Raw genomic sequence first — 15,706 nt, 5'->3', positions numbered from 1 at the left:
ATCCCCCGGGCCCCGCGGGGCGGGGGGGGTTCTCTGCTTATCCACGGGGCGGGGCGCTAACCCTAATCCCCCGGCGCGCCGCCGCCCGGGCCGGGGGGCGGCGCCGGGGGTCCCCCCCCCCCGGGACCCGGCCCACCTCGGACCGGGTGCGGGAGGCGCTGTTCTCTTCGATCGAGGCCCGGATGGATCTCGACGGGATCCGCGTACTCGACCTCTACGCGGGGTCGGGTGCGCTGGGGCTCGAGGCATTGTCCCGCGGCGCGGGGTCCGCGCTGCTGGTCGAATCGGATCGGCGGGCGGCGGCGGTGCTGCGCGGCAACATCTCGGATCTGGGGTTGCGCACGGCGCAGGTCCGGGTCGGTGCGGTGGCACAGGTGCTGGCGCAGGCCGGTGCGGGCGATTTCGATCTGGTCTTCGCCGATCCGCCCTACGATCTGCCCACCCCGGCCGTCGAGGGCGATATCGGCGAGCTGGCGGCCCACGGCTGGCTGGCCGAGGAGGCGCTGCTGCTCGTCGAACGATCCGTCCGTTCGGCGGAGATAGCGTGGCCGGCGGGCTTCGCCGGGCGCGCGCCGAAACGGTACGGGGAAACCCGGATCGAGTCCGCCGTGTACGTCGGCGCCGGCGCGGTGGATTCCGCCCCACCTGCTAGCGTCTGAACCATGGCAGGAGCATTGTGCCCGGGCTCGTTCGATCCGGTGACCAACGGCCACCTCGATGTGTTCCGCCGGGCGGCGGCACAGTTCGACGAGGTCGTCATCACGGTCAACGTGAACAAGAAGAAGCAAGGGATGTTCAGTGTCGATGAGCGCATCGAAATGTTGCGCGACGCCACATCCGATCTGCCGAATGTGCGGATCGCGTCCTGGGCCGGGCTGACCGTCGATTTCGCCCGGGAACAAGGCATCACCGCGATCGTCAAGGGCCTGCGCGATGCCGGCGATTTCGGATACGAACTGCAGATGGCGCAGATGAACAAGAAGCTCGCCGGGGTGGACACCTTCTTCATCGCCACCAACCCGGCGTTCAGCTACCTGTCCAGCTCACTGGTCAAGGAAGTGGCGGCCTTCGGCGGCGATGTCAGCGATATGCTGCCGCCGCTGGTGCACAAACGCCTACTCGACCGGCTCGCCGAGCGCGCCGGCTGATTCCTCGCGTGCGGCGTTCACTTCCCGGACCCGCCGCAGCGGCTGGAACACCAGGCCGCGCAGGGCCAGGAAACGCAGGCCGCCCACGGCGGCGCTGATGGCCAGTACGGCCGCGGCCTGCGCCGGTTCGGCCAGGGTGGGAGCGAGAACTTCCAGCGCGGCGAGGGCCGCCGTACTGATTCCCAGACCCAGCAGTGCCAGGCCGCCACCTTCCCATTGCGCGGTGAACCAGCCCACCCGCTCGGCCGCGTGGAAGGTGAGGCGGCGGTGCAGTTCGTTGGCCAGGACCGTGCTCACCACCGAACCGGCGACATTGGCCAGGAGCGTGCCGGCGCCGGTCAGGCTGAGGAAGAGCAGCACATAGGAGATATTGCTCAGACCGCCCACCAGTGCGAACCGGATCAGCTGGGGAAATGCCCGATCTCCGCGCAGATACCGGAGCAGGCGCTGCTGCCAGGCCACCGGGTCGAGCTGTTCCGGCCAATCGATATCCAGCTCCCCGGCGGACAGTGCCCCGGACGAGGGCAGCTGCAGGATGGTCATGGGCGGTTCCGATCGGGCAAGGGTCAGGCGGTCCAGCGCGGTGCGTTACGACTCCTACGAATTTAGCACCAAGCGGAGACGAGGTCTCCAGTTGATTCCGCGAAGCCTGTGGATATCCGCCGGAAGTAGCGACACACCGAAAGTTGGCTCGGCTCAGCCGACGGGCCGGGGCACACTGGGAACGGCGTGATATTTCGCCGATCGTCAGCAGGAGGGCACTGAGCATGTATCGGGTATTCGAGGCGCTCGACGAACTGGTCGCCATAGTCGAGGAGGCACGCGGGATACCCGCGACGCGTAACTGCATCGTCCCGCGTCCGGAAACGCTCGATCTGCTCGACGATGTGCGTGATGCGCTTCCGGCCGAGATCGACGACGCCCAGGATGTGCTCGATCATCGCGACAAGATCGTCGACGACGCCCGCGGACTGGCCGAGGAAACCGTCCGTACCGCCGACGAACAGGCCACCACCACAGTGGCCGATGCCCGCGCCGAGGCCGACCGCATCCTCGCCGAGGCGAAGGCGCACGCCGACCGTATGGTCGCCGAGGCCACCGCGCACGCCGACCGGCTGGTCGATACCGCTTCGAACGAAGCTCAGCGCCTGGTCGCCGATGCCAAGGCCGAATACGAATCGGTGACCGGCCGGGCTCGCGCCGAAGCCGACCGGATGGTCGAAGCCGGCCGGGCCTCCTACGACCGGTCGGTGGCCGACGGACAGGCCGAACAGCGCCGCCTGGTGGAGGAGACCGAGGTGGTGCGGGCCGCGCACGCGGAATCCGCCCGGCTGATCGATAGCGCACAGGCCGACGCCGACCGGATGCGGGCCGATTGCGACCACTACGTCGACAGCAAACTCGCCGAATTCGAGGAGACTCTCGGCGGCGCCCTGCGCACCGTCGGCCGCGGCCGGCAGCAGTTGCGCAACGGGTCGGGGGTACCGGACTACGCGGCGGAGTTCCGCCGCTAGCCACCGGACGATTTTGCAGGTAACCGCCCGTTTCGCGTACTGTGGTGTGGTTGCCCGCCGAATCCGGCCTGTACCCATATCCCCGAACGACCCAGTGGAGTGTTCTTCGATGCCTGCCGATACAACCACGCGCTCGCGTTCCGGTGCACGCCGTGCACACGACGCGGGTTTCGTGCTGGATGTGCGCAGCCTCGGTCGCGCCCCGGGATCCATGCGCGAACTGCGGCGTACCGTCACCACCTCCGAACGGCTCGGCCTGGATCTGATCGCCGTGCCGGCCGGTGCCGAGGTCGAGCTGGATCTGCGTTTGCAGTCGGTCTCGGAGGGGGTGCTCGTCACGGGTACCGTAACCGCGCCGGTGGCCGGTGAATGCTCGCGCTGCCTGGAACAGTTCACCGATTCGATCGAACTCGCGCTGACCGAACTGTTCGCCTACCCGGACAGCACCACGGATCGGACCGCGTCCGACGACGAGGTCTACCGGATGGACGACGACCTCATCGACCTCGAACCCCTGGTCGTGGACCAGCTCGGCCTCGAATTACCGCTGCAGCCGCTGTGCACTCCCGACTGCGCGGGACTGTGCCCGGAATGCGGGGTTCGGATGGCGATTGCGGGATCCGATCACGGGCATGAGATACTGGATCCCCGCTGGGCCGGGCTGGCGAAATTCGCCTCCGAATCGCCCGGCAGCGGCAGCCCCGACAAGGGTGCGGCCACCGGAGACCGTTCCGCAGACATTGCACGTAACAGTACAGAGGAGAAGTAGTCGTGGCCGTTCCCAAGCGCCGGATGTCCCGTTCCAATACCCGGTCGCGGCGCAGCCAGTGGAAGGCCGTCGCGCCTACGCTGATCACCTGCCCGAACCGGGCCTGCGGTCAGAAGACCCCGCCGCATATCGCGTGCCCCTCCTGCGGTACCTACAAGGGCCGCCAGGTCGCCTCGGCCGTCTGATCCCCGGTCGACCATTGACCGCGGGCAAGGACGAACCCGGCGAGCGGCCGGATCAAGCGAGTTTGCTCGCCGCCCTGGGTGTCGAGATACAGCCCGAGCTGCTTCGTCTCGCATTGACCCATCGCTCGTACGCGTACGAGAACGGTGGGCTGCCGACGAATGAGCGGCTCGAGTTCCTCGGCGATTCGGTACTCGGACTGAGTATCACCGAACGGCTCTATCACGAGCATCCGGAGAAATCCGAGGGCGAACTGGCAAAGCTGCGCGCGAGTGTGGTGAATATGCACGCCCTTGCCGAAGTGGCCCGAAAGCTGGGCGAAGGCGGTCTGGGCGTACATCTGCTGCTCGGCAAAGGTGAGGAACTCACCGGCGGCCGGGACAAACCCAGCATCCTGGCCGACGGGATGGAATCGCTGCTCGGTGCCGTGCATCTCGAGCACGGTATCGATGTGGCGCGTGAAGTCGTGTTGCGGCTGTTCGCCGAACTGCTCGAACGCGGTCCGCGGATGGGCGCCGGGCTGGATTTCAAGACCAGCCTGCAGGAACTGACCGCCGAACGCGGACTCGGCGTGCCCAGTTACGAGATCACCTCCACCGGGCCCGACCACGACAAGGAATTCACCGCGACCACTGTGATCGCCGGGGATGCCTATGGACAGGGCGTCGGACGGTCGAAGAAGGAAGCCGAGCAGAAGGCGGCGGGCGCGGCCTACCGCGCGTTGACCGGCGAATCCTGAAGTGCCCGAGCTCCCCGAGGTCGAGGTCGTTCGCCGCGGTCTGGCCGAACATCTGTCCGGTCGGACCGTGGAATCGGTCACCGTCACGCATCCACGTTCGGTGCGCCGTCATGTGCCCGGTGCCGCGGATATGGCGGCCCGGCTCACCGGCCTGACAGTGGCCGCTGCCCGGCGCCGCGGCAAATACCTGTGGCTCACCTTCGACGAGCCGGCCGGTGACCCCGCGGACGCCGCGCTGGTCGTACATCTGGGCATGAGTGGGCAGATGCTGGTGCAGCCGGCTGCTGCACCGGTCGAGAAACACGCGCATATCCGGGCGACTCTCGACGACGGCCGGGAACTGCGGTTCGTCGATCAGCGCACCTTCGGCGGCTGGGTGCTGGCACCGCTGGTGGCGGTGGACGGCGATCTGCTGCCCGATCTGCTGGCCCATATCGCTCGCGATCCGCTCGATCCTCGTTTCGATGCGGAGCGTGTGGTCGCCGTGCTGCGCACCAAGCAGTCCGAGATCAAACGGTTGCTGCTGGATCAGACCGTGGTCTCCGGGATCGGCAATATCTACGCCGACGAGGCGCTCTGGCGGGCGCAGGTCCACGGCGGCCGGACGGCGGCCGGACTCACTCGTCCGGTGTTGCGGCGGCTGCTCGCCGAGGCCGCGGCGGTGATGAACGACGCGCTGGCCGCGGGCGGTACGTCGTTCGATGCGCTGTATGTGAACGTCAACGGCGAATCCGGCTATTTCGAGCGAGCTCTGGCGGTGTACGGGCGCGGTGACCGGCCCTGCCCGCGCTGCGGTGCGGTGATCGTCCGGGAGAAGTTCATGAATCGCTCTTCCTTCTCGTGCCCACGGTGCCAGCCACCGGCGCGACGCCGCAAAACCGCGTCGTAGATCTCTCGCGGCGGCGCCCGGCGGCGGGTTACGGTTTTGTCGGCAAGATCGTCGACCCGGTCGGCCTGGGAAGGACGTTATGCGCAAGCTCACCTACTTCGTCGCCGCCACGATGGACGGTTTCATCGCCACCGAGGACGGCGCCGTCGATTTCTTCCCGGTCGGCGGCGACCACGGCCCCACCATTACCGCGCAGTATCCGGAGACCGTGCCGTCCGAGGTACGCCGCGCACTCGGCATCGACGCACGCAATGCCAACTTCGACACCGTGATCATGGGCCGCAAAACCTTCGATTTCGGGGTGCGCACCGGCACCACCAGCCCCTACGCGCACCTGCGCCAATTCGTGGTGTCCACGACGCTCACCGCACCGCCGGACCCGGCCGTGGAACTCGTCACCGGCGACCCGCTCGCCCGGGTGCGCGAACTCAAACGCGAGCAGGGCCCCGGAATCTGGTTGTGCGGCGGCGGAGAGCTCGCTCAGGATCTGTTGCCCGAGATCGATCAGATCTTCCTCAAACTGCACCCGATCGTGCTGGGCCGCGGCCGGCCGCTGTTCGGCAGCGGCCCGCGTTTGCCCGAGCCGCTGGCGTTCCGCGTGATAACCAGCCAGGTCTTCGACGACGGTGTCGCCTTCGTCAAGTACGGAAGGGCCCGCTGACCGGTGTCCGACGACGCACCGGAAACCACCGGACGGCCCGCGCCGGAGCCGGTGGGAGCGCTGCGCGAAATCGGGTTCTGGCTCGAACGGGGTCGCGAGAAAACCTATCGGGTCAAGGCGTATCGGCGGGCGGCCGATATCGTCGCCGGTCTCGACGACGAGGAGGTCCGGCGGCGCCGGGCGGCCGGGAACTGGCAGGAACTGCCCGGGATCGGCCCCAAGACCGCGGCGGTGATCGAGGAGGCCTGCCAGGGCGCCGTTCCGCGCTACCTCGCCGAGTTGCGGGCCGCGGCGCGGCCGATCGGGGCCACGGGGGCCGAGCTGCGCGCGCGGTTGCGGGGTGATCTGCACACCCATTCGGACTGGTCCGACGGTGGGAGCCCGATCGCGGAGATGATGGGTTGTGCGGCCGCGCTCGGACACGAGTACTGCGCGCTGACCGATCATTCACCGCGGCTCACCGTGGCGAACGGTCTTTCCGCGCAACGGCTGCGGCGGCAACTCGATGTGGTCGCCGAAGTGAACGCCGAACTGGCGCCGTTCCGGGTGCTCACCGGGATCGAGGTCGACATCCTCGACGACGGCAGCCTGGACCAGGACGCCGATCTGCTCGCCGAGCTCGATATCGTCGTCGCCAGCGTGCATTCGCGGCTGCGCGACGACCGCGACACCATGACCCGGCGCATGGTGTACGCGGTGGCGAATCCGCATGTGGACGTACTCGGCCATTGCACCGGACGGCTGGTCGAGGGCGGGCGGGGGACGCGGCCCGAATCGGATTTCGACGCCGAGATCGTGTTCGAGGCCTGCCGCCGCTACGGAACGGCGGTCGAGATCAACAGCCGCCCCGAACGGCAGGACCCGCCGGAGCGGCTGATCCGGCTCGCGCTCGAGATGGGCTGCGAATTCGCGCTGGACACCGATGCCCACGCGCCGGGCCAGCTGGACTGGCAGGGTTATGGCTGTGCCCGCGCGGTGGCCTGCGAGGTCGCACCCGACCGGATCATCAACGCCCGGTCCGTGGACGAGCTACTGGAGTGGACGCGGTCTCGCGGTGCCTGACCTGTCGGTGCCGGCTCCGATAATGCCCGGTATGCGGGAACTGTCGCTGCGCACCTTGAACCGGACTCTGCTGGTACGCCAGCATCTGGCGAACCGTACCGATCTTCCTGCCTACGAGCTGATCCGGCATCTGGTCGCGGTGCAAGGGCAGGAACCGAATTGGCCCTATATCGGAATATGGTCGCGGTCGCGACAGTTCGATCATCAGGACCTGGCCGCGCTGATGCACGACCGGAAACTCGTCCGCTCCACCACGATCCGGCGCACTGTACATCTGAGCACGGCGGAGGATTTTCGCTGGTTGCGCCCCACGGTTCAGGCGTATGTCGAGGGGGCGCTCAATACCGCCTACTACCGCGAGGAGATCGACGGTATCGAGTTGTCCGAGTTGGCCGCCGCCGGCCGGGAAGTGCTGGCCGGTCGGCGGATGTCCCGCGGTGACCTCGGAAGGATTCTGGCCGAACGGTTTCCGCAACGTCATACGCGCCGCCTGGCCGAAGCAGTGGAGGTGCTGGTGCCCATGGCGCACGGCGCCGAGACCGGGGAATGGGGGCGGTGGCGCAACCGGTACGTCACGGTCGGCCCGGCCGAGGACTGGATCGGTGCACCGCTGGATCCGCCCGATCCGTCCACGCTGATTCTGCGCTATCTCGCCGCGTTCGGTCCCGCGAGTGTCGCCGATATACAGGCCTGGTCGGGTCTCACCCGGCTCCGCGAGGTCGTGAGCACCTTGCGTCCGCGGCTCCGGGTGCTGCGTAGTGCGGAGGGAGACGAGTTGTTCGATCTGCCCGATGCTCCGCTGGCCGATCCGGAACTGCCTGTGCCGGTGCGTTTTCTCCCCGCGTTCGACAATTCGCTGCTCGGGTACCGGGACCGGCGCCGGATCATCGCCGAAGAGGACCGGCGGCGGACGGCCCGCGAGGCCTCGGCCGGGGTTCCGGTGTACCTGGTGGACGGTTTCGTGCACGGCAGATGGTCGGTGCAGGATTCGATACTGCGCATCGAGCCCTGGCACGGGTTCGCCGCGGACCAGCGGGAGCTCGTCGAGGCGGAAGCCCGGCGGCTGCTGGGGTTCATTTCCGGCGGCGGTGACGGCGAAATCATCGTCGCCGAATGAACGGGACCGCAAGCCTCGGCTGAGCCACGGTCTCCGCCCGGGCCCTGCATATTCCGGATCCCCTGTCGGACGGAGTGCCAGATCGCGCGCCCGCACATCCCACGCCTTGGGTCGGCGGGAGCGCGTCGGCTGAACGCGAGTAGCCGCTGTGGCACCCAGCAGATCTGCGCCGAGGTGCACCCACGTTCCGGTGCCGTGGAGTCCGCCGGTACGCCGAAAGAGAAAGCGCTCGCATCCGCCCGGCAGACCCGCACGCGGGGGGGGGGGCGGGGGGCGCCCCCCCCCCCGCCCCCCCCGCCCGGGGCCTCCGGCCTAACCCCCGCCGAGCCCACGAGCACATCTGCCCGGCGGCCGATGACGTTGTGGTGAATGGTGTGCGAACACTCACCTGGCCTAGCGCGTTTCGCCGTACGGTTGGCCGAAGATGGTGCCGAGGGAGGGATTCGGGGTGGGTGAACTTCTGTTCGGTTTTGTGCTCCCGCTCGCCGGTATCGCGATTCCGGTGGGGGCCTTCGTCTGGGAGTTCGTTTTCGTCGGCCGTAAACGGCTCGGCTGGCGGGTGCAGATGGATACGCCGGTCACCGGTGAAGCGGAATCCGGGCATGCCGGGGCGCTGCGGCAGTTACGGCAGACCGCCGAGGGGCCCGAACGTAACCTGCAAGATCTGTCGGTGGTACTGATCCGGATCGAGAACCACGGCGCCACCACCATCGATGCCACCGACTACGTGACCGGGCAGAACGGCCAGGCCGGGCTGCATCTGCATTTCCCGCAGCGGCGGGTGATCGGGATGGCGGTCACCGAACTGAGCAATCCGGGGCTGGCCGTCTGCTTCGAGCCGGATTCCGGTTTCGGCCATCGTGAACTTCCGGGTCAGGATATCGGTGTCATCGATTTACCGAAGGTTCCGCTGAACCGCTCGGACCACTACAAGATCCTGGCGACTCTGGAACGCACAGCCGGCACGGGGGAGTATCCCGAGCCCACGATGCAGGGCGTGGTCACCGGCGGCGGGATCACCAAGACCCAGGGTCGCTCCGGGGCATCGCTGCTCATGCTGGTGCTGATCGGCTTCCTGGTCACCGTTATCGCGGCGATGGCGGTGCTCGATATCGTCGAGTCCGAGGCCGCGCCGAGCGGCTGCGCGACGGGACGGCTCACCGTGGTCGGGTCGACCGCGTTCGCCCGGGTGGTCGAGGAGGCGGGCGAACTCTACGAACGTACGTGCCCGGGTGCGGAGATCGACTACGAGTTCGAGGGCAGTGAACGCGGTATGGCACGGGTCGACGACGTACGTGGTGCCGACGGCACGCTGCTCGCGATCGGTGACGCGCCGAAGGGCACAGACTTCCCCGGACTGGTGCAGCGGCCGCTGGCGCTGTCGCTGTTCACCGTCGTCGTGCACCCGGAAACGGGGGTGACCGACCTCACCGTCGAGCAGATCAGGGAGTTGTTCCTCGGCGAGGTCACGAACTGGCGGGCCGTCGGCGGCGCCGATCTGCCCGTGCGGGTCGTCAACCGTTACGCCGGATCCGGTACCCGCTGGAATTTCGAGACCCGGCTGCTGGAAGCCGCACAGCCACCGGAACCCGGTATCACCTGCAACGAGCTCGCGCGCGGCGGGGAACCCGGGCGCTGCCAGACCTTGACCACCGCGGATGTCCTCGACGAGATCACCGAGATACCGGGTGCCGTCGGATACAGCGAGGCTGCGGACGCCTCGGACACTCCAGGCGTGGTGCGGGTGTCGATCGGTGGCCGACCCGCGACGCGAGAGGCGGCCGGTGCGCAGAGCTACCCGTTCTGGGGCGTGGAGTACGCGTACTCGTACGGTGATTTCGCCCCCGGGTCGATCGGTGCGAGCTTCGTGCGCTTCCTGCTGTGGGAGGGCGGTCAGGACGTGATCCGCCGGTACGGGAATCTTCCCTGTGCGGAGCTGGTCGATCCGTCGCGATGCCATCCGCATCGGTGACTCGGGCGATGTGTATCGGCCGGGCCCCGGGAGTGGTCTGCGGGCGTAAAGATTGCGCAAGCAAGGGGTTTCCGAGCTGTCCGCGGGGGTAGTTTTTCCTGCGCACCGCCGGTGAGCGCGGCCGGAGATACCGGCGTCACCGGTGGGTACGTGACCGATAGCGGTTGCGTGATGCGGAATGGAAGGACTGTCATGTCCCTGGTGACCCCGATGTTGATCGCGGGATTCCTGGTCGGTCTGCTGCTGCTGCGGGTTCTCGCCGCAACGCTGGAGAACCGTTCTCAGCGGCCGGTCCGGGTGGCCGCGCCGCGGTCGCGCCGGGGCTGACCCGCACCTGTCGCGGACGGGTGCGCCGAGCCCGGGCGGTGGATGGCAGGATCGAAACCATGGCTGATGACACCACCACTGCGGCCGCCGCCGCGGCGCCGGCCGGCGCACCCTCGGGCCCCACCACGCTGTGGGTGGAGCGTACGGGGACCCGGCGCTATACCGGGCGTAGTTCACGCGGCGCGGAGGTTCTGATCGGGTCCGAAGGTGTTCCCGGTGTTTTCACACCCGGTGAACTCCTGAAGATCGCGCTGGCCGCATGCTCGGGGATGAGCTCGGATTTCCCGCTCTCGCGCCGGCTCGGCGACGACTACGACGCGACCATCCGGGTTTCCGGCGCCGCGGACCGGGAGAACGAGGTGTATCCACAGCTGGACGAGGTATTCGAACTCGATCTCAGCGAACTCGACGAAGCCGCCCGCGAGCGGCTTCTGGTGACGGTGCAGCGGGCGATCGACAAGGTGTGCACGGTGGGCCGGACATTGAAGGCGGGTAGCAAGGTGACGCTGTCCTTCGAGATCGATACCGCCGACTGATCATGATCGGCGAAACGGCGGCGCGATCGGAATCCGATCCGGTGCGGCTGAGCGCCTGGGTGCACGGATACGTGCAGGGCGTGGGATTCCGCTGGTGGACCCGGTCCCGGGCATTGGAACTCGGGCTCACCGGGCATGCCACCAACGCGGCCGACGGGCGGGTGCATGTGGTGGCCGAGGGGCCGCGGCGCGCGGCGGCCGAACTGCTGGCGCTGCTGCGTTCTCCGGCGGCGCCCGGCCGGGTGGATCTGGTGGTCGAGAACTGGGAGCCGGCTCGGGGCGGGCTGCAGGGTTTCGTGGAGCGATAGGACACATTCGGCCGGCTCCGCGAGGCGGTATTTCTCGAACCCCTTGACATTCCACAGTGGGAGTAGCACTCTGGTTATATTCCACAGTGGAGTGTGGCCCGATGTGTAAGGGGAGCGATATGGAGATCTCGACGGGTATCCGCGCCTCGGATGCCGAACGCGATCGGATCGTGCGGGAGTTGGGCCGGCATCTGGGCGACGGCAGGCTCGACCTCGCCGAATACGACGAGCGGGTCGCGCAGGTGTACCGGATCGCGACCCGCGAGGAGCTGCAGAGTGTGCTCGCCGATCTGCCCGAACCGAAGCCGGGTCCCGGTCCGAACTCGACCGTCCCGGGATCGCGCTCGCGGTTCCCGATCTGGCAGCGGATCGAGGGCAGCGCCTGGCTGGGCGTCAGCGTGCTGGTGCTGGTGATCTGGGCGGCGATCTCGCTGGGCGTCGGAGCATTCACCTACTTCTGGCCCATATGGGTCATCGGCCCGTGGGGTGCCGTGCTGGCATTGCGGGCGGCAACCGGAATCGAGGCCGGCCGCTGCCATCGCCGAAAGGTATAACGCCCGGTAGCCTCGGTGGCATCCGGTCGGCGGAACCACCGGGCTACGGTACGGACTGCCCTCGGCAACCGCGCCGCCACCACCCGCCCTCGATCGGCCACCTCCGGTGCGCCGGATGGGGTTATCTCGCCGCGGCCCTATAGCATGGCTGATCGGCCTGAGCGAGGCGGACAGTACGTGGAGGCGGAAAGGGTCGTCGGCGTTGCATCTGAAGAGCTTGACGTTGAAGGGATTCAAATCCTTCGCGTCCGCGACGACCCTGCGGTTCGAGCCCGGTATCACCTGCGTGGTGGGTCCGAACGGATCCGGTAAGTCCAATGTCGTCGACGCGCTCACCTGGGTGATGGGCGAACAGGGCGCCAAAGCACTACGCGGCGGCAAGATGCAGGACGTCATCTTCGCCGGTACCTCCGGCCGGGCCGCGCTCGGGCGGGCCGAGGTGACGCTCACCATCGACAATTCCGACGGCGCGCTGCCGATCGATTATGCCGAGGTCTCCATCACCCGCCGGATGTTCCGCGACGGTGCGGGCGAATACGAGATCAACGGCAACTCCTGCCGGCTGATGGATGTCCAGGAACTGCTCAGCGATTCCGGTATCGGCCGGGAAATGCATGTGATCGTCGGACAGGGGCAGCTCTCGGCGATCCTGGAATCGCGCCCCGAGGACCGGCGCGCTTTCATCGAGGAAGCAGCGGGCGTCCTCAAACACCGCAAACGCAAAGAAAAGGCCGTCCGCAAACTGGACGCCATGCAGGCCAACCTCGCCCGCCTCACCGACCTCACCACCGAACTGCGCCGACAGCTCAAACCCCTGGGCCGCCAGGCCGAGGTGGCGCGCCGGGCGCAGACCGTGCAGGCCGATCTACGCGACGCCCGGTTGCGGCTGGCCGCCGACGATCTGGTCACCCGGCGAGCCGAACTGGAAAGCCAGCAGAGCAAAGAGGCCTACGCGCGGGAACAGCAGATCACCGTGCAGAGCGAACTCGACGCGGCGAATGCCGCCCTGGCCCAGCAGGAATTCGAACTCTCCCGGCTCACCCCCAGTGCCGAAGCGGCGGGGCAGCTGTGGTTCCAGCTGTCCGCACTGGCCGAACGGGTCAACGCCACCACCCGAATCGCGAACGACCGCGCCCGTCATCTCGATACCGCGCCCGCGGCGAATACCGGCCGCGACCCCGACCAGCTCGAAGCCGAGGCCGACCGGGTGGAGGCCGAGGAGGCCGAACTCCGCGAAGCCGTCGAAATGGCCACGGAGACCCTCGAAGCGGCGCGGGACGGGCTCGCCGAACGGGAATACGAGGCCAAAGCGGCCGAACAGGCGCATCTGGCTGCCGTCCGGGCCATCGCCGACCGCCGCGAAGGGCTGGTCCGGTTGTCGGGACAGGTCGAGAACCTGCGCACCAGAGCGCAATCCGTCGACGCCGAAATCGTCCGCTTGACGACCGCCCTCGGCCAGGCGCGGACCCGGGGTGAGGAAGCACAGCGCGAATACGACGGTGTCCAGGACGAACTGGCCGAACTGGACGCCGGGGAAGCGGGGCTCGACGCCCAGCACGAACACGCTGTCGAGGCGCTGGAACTCGCCGATCACCGGGTCACCGAACTGCGCGCCGAGGACCGCGACGCCGGGCGGCGGGTCGCCTCGCTGACCGCGCGGATCGAAGCGCTCGGTATGAACCTGGCCAGCCGCGACGGTGCGGCCTGGCTCACCGAGAACCAGCCGGCCGGGTTGCTGGGCCCGCTGTCCGAACTACTCGGGGTACACGCCGGCTACGAGGCCGCGGTCGCGGCGGTCCTGGGCCCGGTGGCGGAGGCGATGGTCGCCGATACCGGTGAGACGGCGGTCGGCGCCGTCCGAGCGCTCGGGAAGGCCGATGCCGGCCGGGCCGCGCTGGTCTACGAGGGTGCCGCCGCGGAGACCGGTACCGACGACGATTCCGAGCTGCCCGGTGCGGCGCGCCGGCTGCTCGACGTGGTGAACTACCCCGATTCGCTGCGCGCGGCGGTGGTCGCGCTGACCAGCCGGGTGGTGGTCGTCGACGATCTGGACCGTGCCGCGGAGGTACTCGCTGCCCGTCCGGAGTTGCGGGTCGTGACCCGGGACGGCGATCTCGCGGGGACCGGCTGGCTGGTGGGCGGATCCGATCGTGCACCGAGCCGTCTCGAGATCCAGGCCGAAATCGATACCGCCGAGGCCGAACTGCGGGCCGCGCAGCGGCATGCCGAGGAACTGGAAGCGAGCCTGTCCGGGGCGCTGGAGGAACAGGCCGACCGCAAAGACGCGGTGGACCAGGCGCTGCTCGCGCTGCACGAATCGGATCAGGCGCTCAACAACATCTATGAACGGCTGGGCCGGCTCGGCGCGGCCGCGCGGGCGGCGAATACCGAATCCGAACGCCTCATCGAGCAGCGGGCCGCCGCCGAGACCTCGCGGGAAGAGGCCGTCACCACACTGGCCGACCTGGAGGACCGGCTCCGCCGCGCCGAACTGGAACAGGCCGACGCCGACGGTGATGCGGCCGGGGCCGCCGGTACCGAGGCAGCCGCACTGGCCCGCGAAGAAGCCGCGGCGGCATTGGCGGAGGCCCGGGCCATGGAGGTGGAGGCGCGGCTGGCCGTGCGGACGGCCGAGGAACGCGCCGAATCGGTGCGCGGTAAGGCGGAGTCACTGCGCCGCGCCGCCCGGGCCGAACGCGACGCCCGGGCCCGGGCCGAACGAGCCCAGGCCGCCCGGCGCCGCGCCGCCCAGGTGGCGGCCGCGGTCGCCGAATCCGGTGCGGAACTGTCCGCCGAATTGGAGCGGGTGGTGGCGGCCGCGGCCGACCGGCGCGACGATCTGGTGCGCCGGCGCACCGAATGCGCGACCGCCGTCGATCGGATAAAGGAGCGGGTGCGGGCGTTGAGCACTCAGCTCGGGCAGCTCACCGACGCCGTGCACCGCGACGAGGTCGCCAAGGCGCAGGCCGCGTTGCGGATCGAACAGCTCGAAACGAATATCGGCGAGCAGTTCGGTATCGCGCTCGACGATCTGATCGCCGAATACGGGCCCGATGTCGCGCTACCGCCCAGCGAGCTGGAGATGCGGGAATACGAGCAGGCCAAGGAGCGTGGGGAACAGGTCACCGCACCGGCACCCATGCCGTTCGACAGAGCCTCGCAGGAGCGTCGCGCCAAACGGGCCGAAAAAGACCTGGCGACGCTCGGCAAAGTGAACCCCCTGGCACTCGAGGAGTTCGCGGCCCTGGAAGAACGCTACAACTTCCTGGCGACCCAGCTCGAGGACGTCAAGAAAGCCCGCCAGGACCTGCTGGACGTGGTGGCCGAGGTGGACGACCGCATTCTGCAGGTCTTCACCGACGCCTACGCCGATGTGGAACGGGAATTCGTCCAGGTCTTCTCGGCACTCTTCCCGGGCGGCGAGGGCCGGCTGCTGCTCACCGACCCCGGCGATATGCTGACCACCGGTATCGAGGTGGAGGCGCGGCCGCCCGGTAAGAAGGTCAAACGGTTGTCGCTGCTGTCCGGCGGCGAGAAATCGCTGACCGCGGTGGCGCTGCTGGTCGCCATCTTCCGCGCGCGACCCTCACCGTTCTATGTGATGGACGAGGTGGAGGCCGCGCTCGACGACACCAACCTGCGGCGCCTCATCGGACTGTTCGAGCAGCTGCGCGAGAAGAGCCAGTTGATCGTCATCACCCACCAGAAGCCGACCATGGAGATCGCCGACGCGCTCTACGGCGTCAGCATGCGCGGCGACGGGATCACCCAGGTGATCTCGCAGCGCCTGCGCGGGCAGAATGTCGCCCCCGCGCCCGCTGCGGCACCGACCTGATATCGCCTGGCGCCGCGACCGGCAGGGCGGCGCCAGACCGGGGAACGGCGCGGACGACGCCCGTTGCCGACTCTCTTGGAACGTGGTGGTCG

The 15,706-nt window shown here is 68.5% G+C and carries 17 protein-coding genes; 16 read left to right on the top strand and 1 reads right to left on the bottom strand.

Features of this window, described 5'->3' with window-relative positions; genetic code table 11:
- The first annotated feature begins 65 nt into the window (after positions 1-65).
- A complete protein-coding gene (gene rsmD, locus QH195_RS25725) occupies positions 66-659 on the top strand; it encodes a 16S rRNA (guanine(966)-N(2))-methyltransferase RsmD (protein WP_280437310.1) in 594 nt (197 codons plus the stop codon).
- A gap of 3 nt (positions 660-662) precedes the next feature.
- Entirely contained in the window at positions 663-1,148 is a 486-nt protein-coding gene (gene coaD, locus QH195_RS25720) for a pantetheine-phosphate adenylyltransferase (protein WP_280423971.1), read from the top strand.
- On the opposite strand, the gene QH195_RS25715 is transcribed toward coaD, so the two are convergent.
- Positions 1,116-1,691 carry a GtrA family protein gene (locus tag QH195_RS25715; protein WP_280423972.1) on the bottom strand — a complete coding sequence of 192 codons (576 nt, stop codon included), beginning with the start codon at positions 1,689-1,691 and terminating at the stop codon, positions 1,116-1,118. The two genes, coaD and QH195_RS25715, sit on opposite strands and share 33 nt — an antisense overlap.
- 224 nt (positions 1,692-1,915) lie before the next feature.
- Here QH195_RS25715 and QH195_RS25710 point away from each other — a divergent pair, with 224 nt between their 5' ends.
- From QH195_RS25710 to smc, 14 genes are all read left to right on the top strand, one after another.
- Positions 1,916-2,662 carry a DivIVA domain-containing protein gene (locus QH195_RS25710; RefSeq protein WP_280423973.1) on the top strand — a complete coding sequence of 249 codons (747 nt, stop codon included), beginning with the start codon at positions 1,916-1,918 and terminating at the stop codon, positions 2,660-2,662.
- A gap of 109 nt (positions 2,663-2,771) precedes the next feature.
- Complete coding sequence (locus tag QH195_RS25705) at positions 2,772-3,431, top strand: YceD family protein (protein ID WP_280423974.1); 660 nt, start codon at positions 2,772-2,774, stop codon at positions 3,429-3,431.
- A gap of 2 nt (positions 3,432-3,433) precedes the next feature.
- Positions 3,434-3,616, top strand: coding sequence for a 50S ribosomal protein L32 (gene rpmF, locus QH195_RS25700; protein ID WP_280402095.1), 183 nt, complete (start codon positions 3,434-3,436; stop codon positions 3,614-3,616).
- 14 nt (positions 3,617-3,630) lie between these two features.
- Positions 3,631-4,353: a ribonuclease III gene (gene rnc, locus QH195_RS25695; protein ID WP_280423975.1), complete on the top strand. Its 723-nt coding sequence runs from the start codon at positions 3,631-3,633 to the stop codon at positions 4,351-4,353.
- Position 4,354: 1 nt separating this feature from the next.
- The gene (mutM, locus tag QH195_RS25690; RefSeq protein WP_280437307.1) at positions 4,355-5,242 is read left to right on the top strand and encodes a bifunctional DNA-formamidopyrimidine glycosylase/DNA-(apurinic or apyrimidinic site) lyase; all 888 of its coding nucleotides are present in this window, start codon (positions 4,355-4,357) and stop codon (positions 5,240-5,242) included.
- Between the two features lie 79 nt (positions 5,243-5,321).
- The gene (locus QH195_RS25685) at positions 5,322-5,903 is read left to right on the top strand and encodes a dihydrofolate reductase family protein (RefSeq protein ID WP_280423977.1); all 582 of its coding nucleotides are present in this window, start codon (positions 5,322-5,324) and stop codon (positions 5,901-5,903) included.
- A gap of 3 nt (positions 5,904-5,906) precedes the next feature.
- Complete coding sequence (locus QH195_RS25680) at positions 5,907-6,965, top strand: PHP domain-containing protein (protein WP_280437306.1); 1,059 nt, start codon at positions 5,907-5,909, stop codon at positions 6,963-6,965.
- Positions 6,966-6,996: 31 nt separating this feature from the next.
- Positions 6,997-8,082 (top strand): winged helix DNA-binding domain-containing protein, encoded by a 1,086-nt coding sequence (locus tag QH195_RS25675; protein ID WP_280437305.1) that lies wholly within the window; start codon positions 6,997-6,999, stop codon positions 8,080-8,082.
- 448 nt (positions 8,083-8,530) lie between these two features.
- The gene (locus QH195_RS25670; protein WP_280437304.1) at positions 8,531-10,054 is read left to right on the top strand and encodes a PstS family phosphate ABC transporter substrate-binding protein; all 1,524 of its coding nucleotides are present in this window, start codon (positions 8,531-8,533) and stop codon (positions 10,052-10,054) included.
- Between the two features lie 192 nt (positions 10,055-10,246).
- The gene (locus QH195_RS25665; protein ID WP_280422853.1) at positions 10,247-10,381 is read left to right on the top strand and encodes a hypothetical protein; all 135 of its coding nucleotides are present in this window, start codon (positions 10,247-10,249) and stop codon (positions 10,379-10,381) included.
- Positions 10,382-10,440: 59 nt separating this feature from the next.
- Complete coding sequence (locus QH195_RS25660; protein ID WP_280422854.1) at positions 10,441-10,917, top strand: OsmC family protein; 477 nt, start codon at positions 10,441-10,443, stop codon at positions 10,915-10,917.
- A 2-nt stretch (positions 10,918-10,919) separates the two neighbouring features.
- Positions 10,920-11,225, top strand: a complete 306-nt coding sequence (locus QH195_RS25655) for an acylphosphatase (protein WP_280422855.1) — start codon at positions 10,920-10,922, stop codon at positions 11,223-11,225.
- A 119-nt stretch (positions 11,226-11,344) separates the two neighbouring features.
- Positions 11,345-11,779 (top strand): DUF1707 SHOCT-like domain-containing protein, encoded by a 435-nt coding sequence (locus QH195_RS25650; RefSeq protein ID WP_280437303.1) that lies wholly within the window; start codon positions 11,345-11,347, stop codon positions 11,777-11,779.
- A 202-nt stretch (positions 11,780-11,981) separates the two neighbouring features.
- Positions 11,982-15,614: a chromosome segregation protein SMC gene (smc, locus tag QH195_RS25645; protein ID WP_280437302.1), complete on the top strand. Its 3,633-nt coding sequence runs from the start codon at positions 11,982-11,984 to the stop codon at positions 15,612-15,614.
- Positions 15,615-15,706: the final 92 nt, after the last annotated feature.

Origin of the sequence: Nocardia carnea (assembly GCF_029868855.1) — a bacterium.
Lineage (GTDB): Bacteria > Actinomycetota > Actinomycetes > Mycobacteriales > Mycobacteriaceae > Nocardia > Nocardia carnea_A.
The sequence above is the reverse complement of the archived record's forward strand: the minus strand, read 5'-3'. Positions and strand labels throughout refer to the sequence as shown.

What these genes read in the sequence shown, in the direction of transcription:
- coaD (WP_280423971.1), top strand. Translation starts at nt 663, where the DNA reads ATGGCAGGAGCATTGTGCCCGGGCTCGTTCGATCCGGTGACCAACGGC.
- QH195_RS25715 (WP_280423972.1), bottom strand. Translation starts at nt 1,691, where the DNA reads ATGACCATCCTGCAGCTGCCCTCGTCCGGGGCACTGTCCGCCGGGGAG.
- QH195_RS25655 (WP_280422855.1), top strand. Translation starts at nt 10,920, where the DNA reads ATGATCGGCGAAACGGCGGCGCGATCGGAATCCGATCCGGTGCGGCTG.
- QH195_RS25665 (WP_280422853.1), top strand. Translation starts at nt 10,247, where the DNA reads ATGTCCCTGGTGACCCCGATGTTGATCGCGGGATTCCTGGTCGGTCTG.
- QH195_RS25705 (WP_280423974.1), top strand. Translation starts at nt 2,772, where the DNA reads ATGCCTGCCGATACAACCACGCGCTCGCGTTCCGGTGCACGCCGTGCA.
- QH195_RS25675 (WP_280437305.1), top strand. Translation starts at nt 6,997, where the DNA reads ATGCGGGAACTGTCGCTGCGCACCTTGAACCGGACTCTGCTGGTACGC.
- QH195_RS25685 (WP_280423977.1), top strand. Translation starts at nt 5,322, where the DNA reads ATGCGCAAGCTCACCTACTTCGTCGCCGCCACGATGGACGGTTTCATC.
- QH195_RS25660 (WP_280422854.1), top strand. Translation starts at nt 10,441, where the DNA reads ATGGCTGATGACACCACCACTGCGGCCGCCGCCGCGGCGCCGGCCGGC.
- QH195_RS25710 (WP_280423973.1), top strand. Translation starts at nt 1,916, where the DNA reads ATGTATCGGGTATTCGAGGCGCTCGACGAACTGGTCGCCATAGTCGAG.
- QH195_RS25650 (WP_280437303.1), top strand. Translation starts at nt 11,345, where the DNA reads ATGGAGATCTCGACGGGTATCCGCGCCTCGGATGCCGAACGCGATCGG.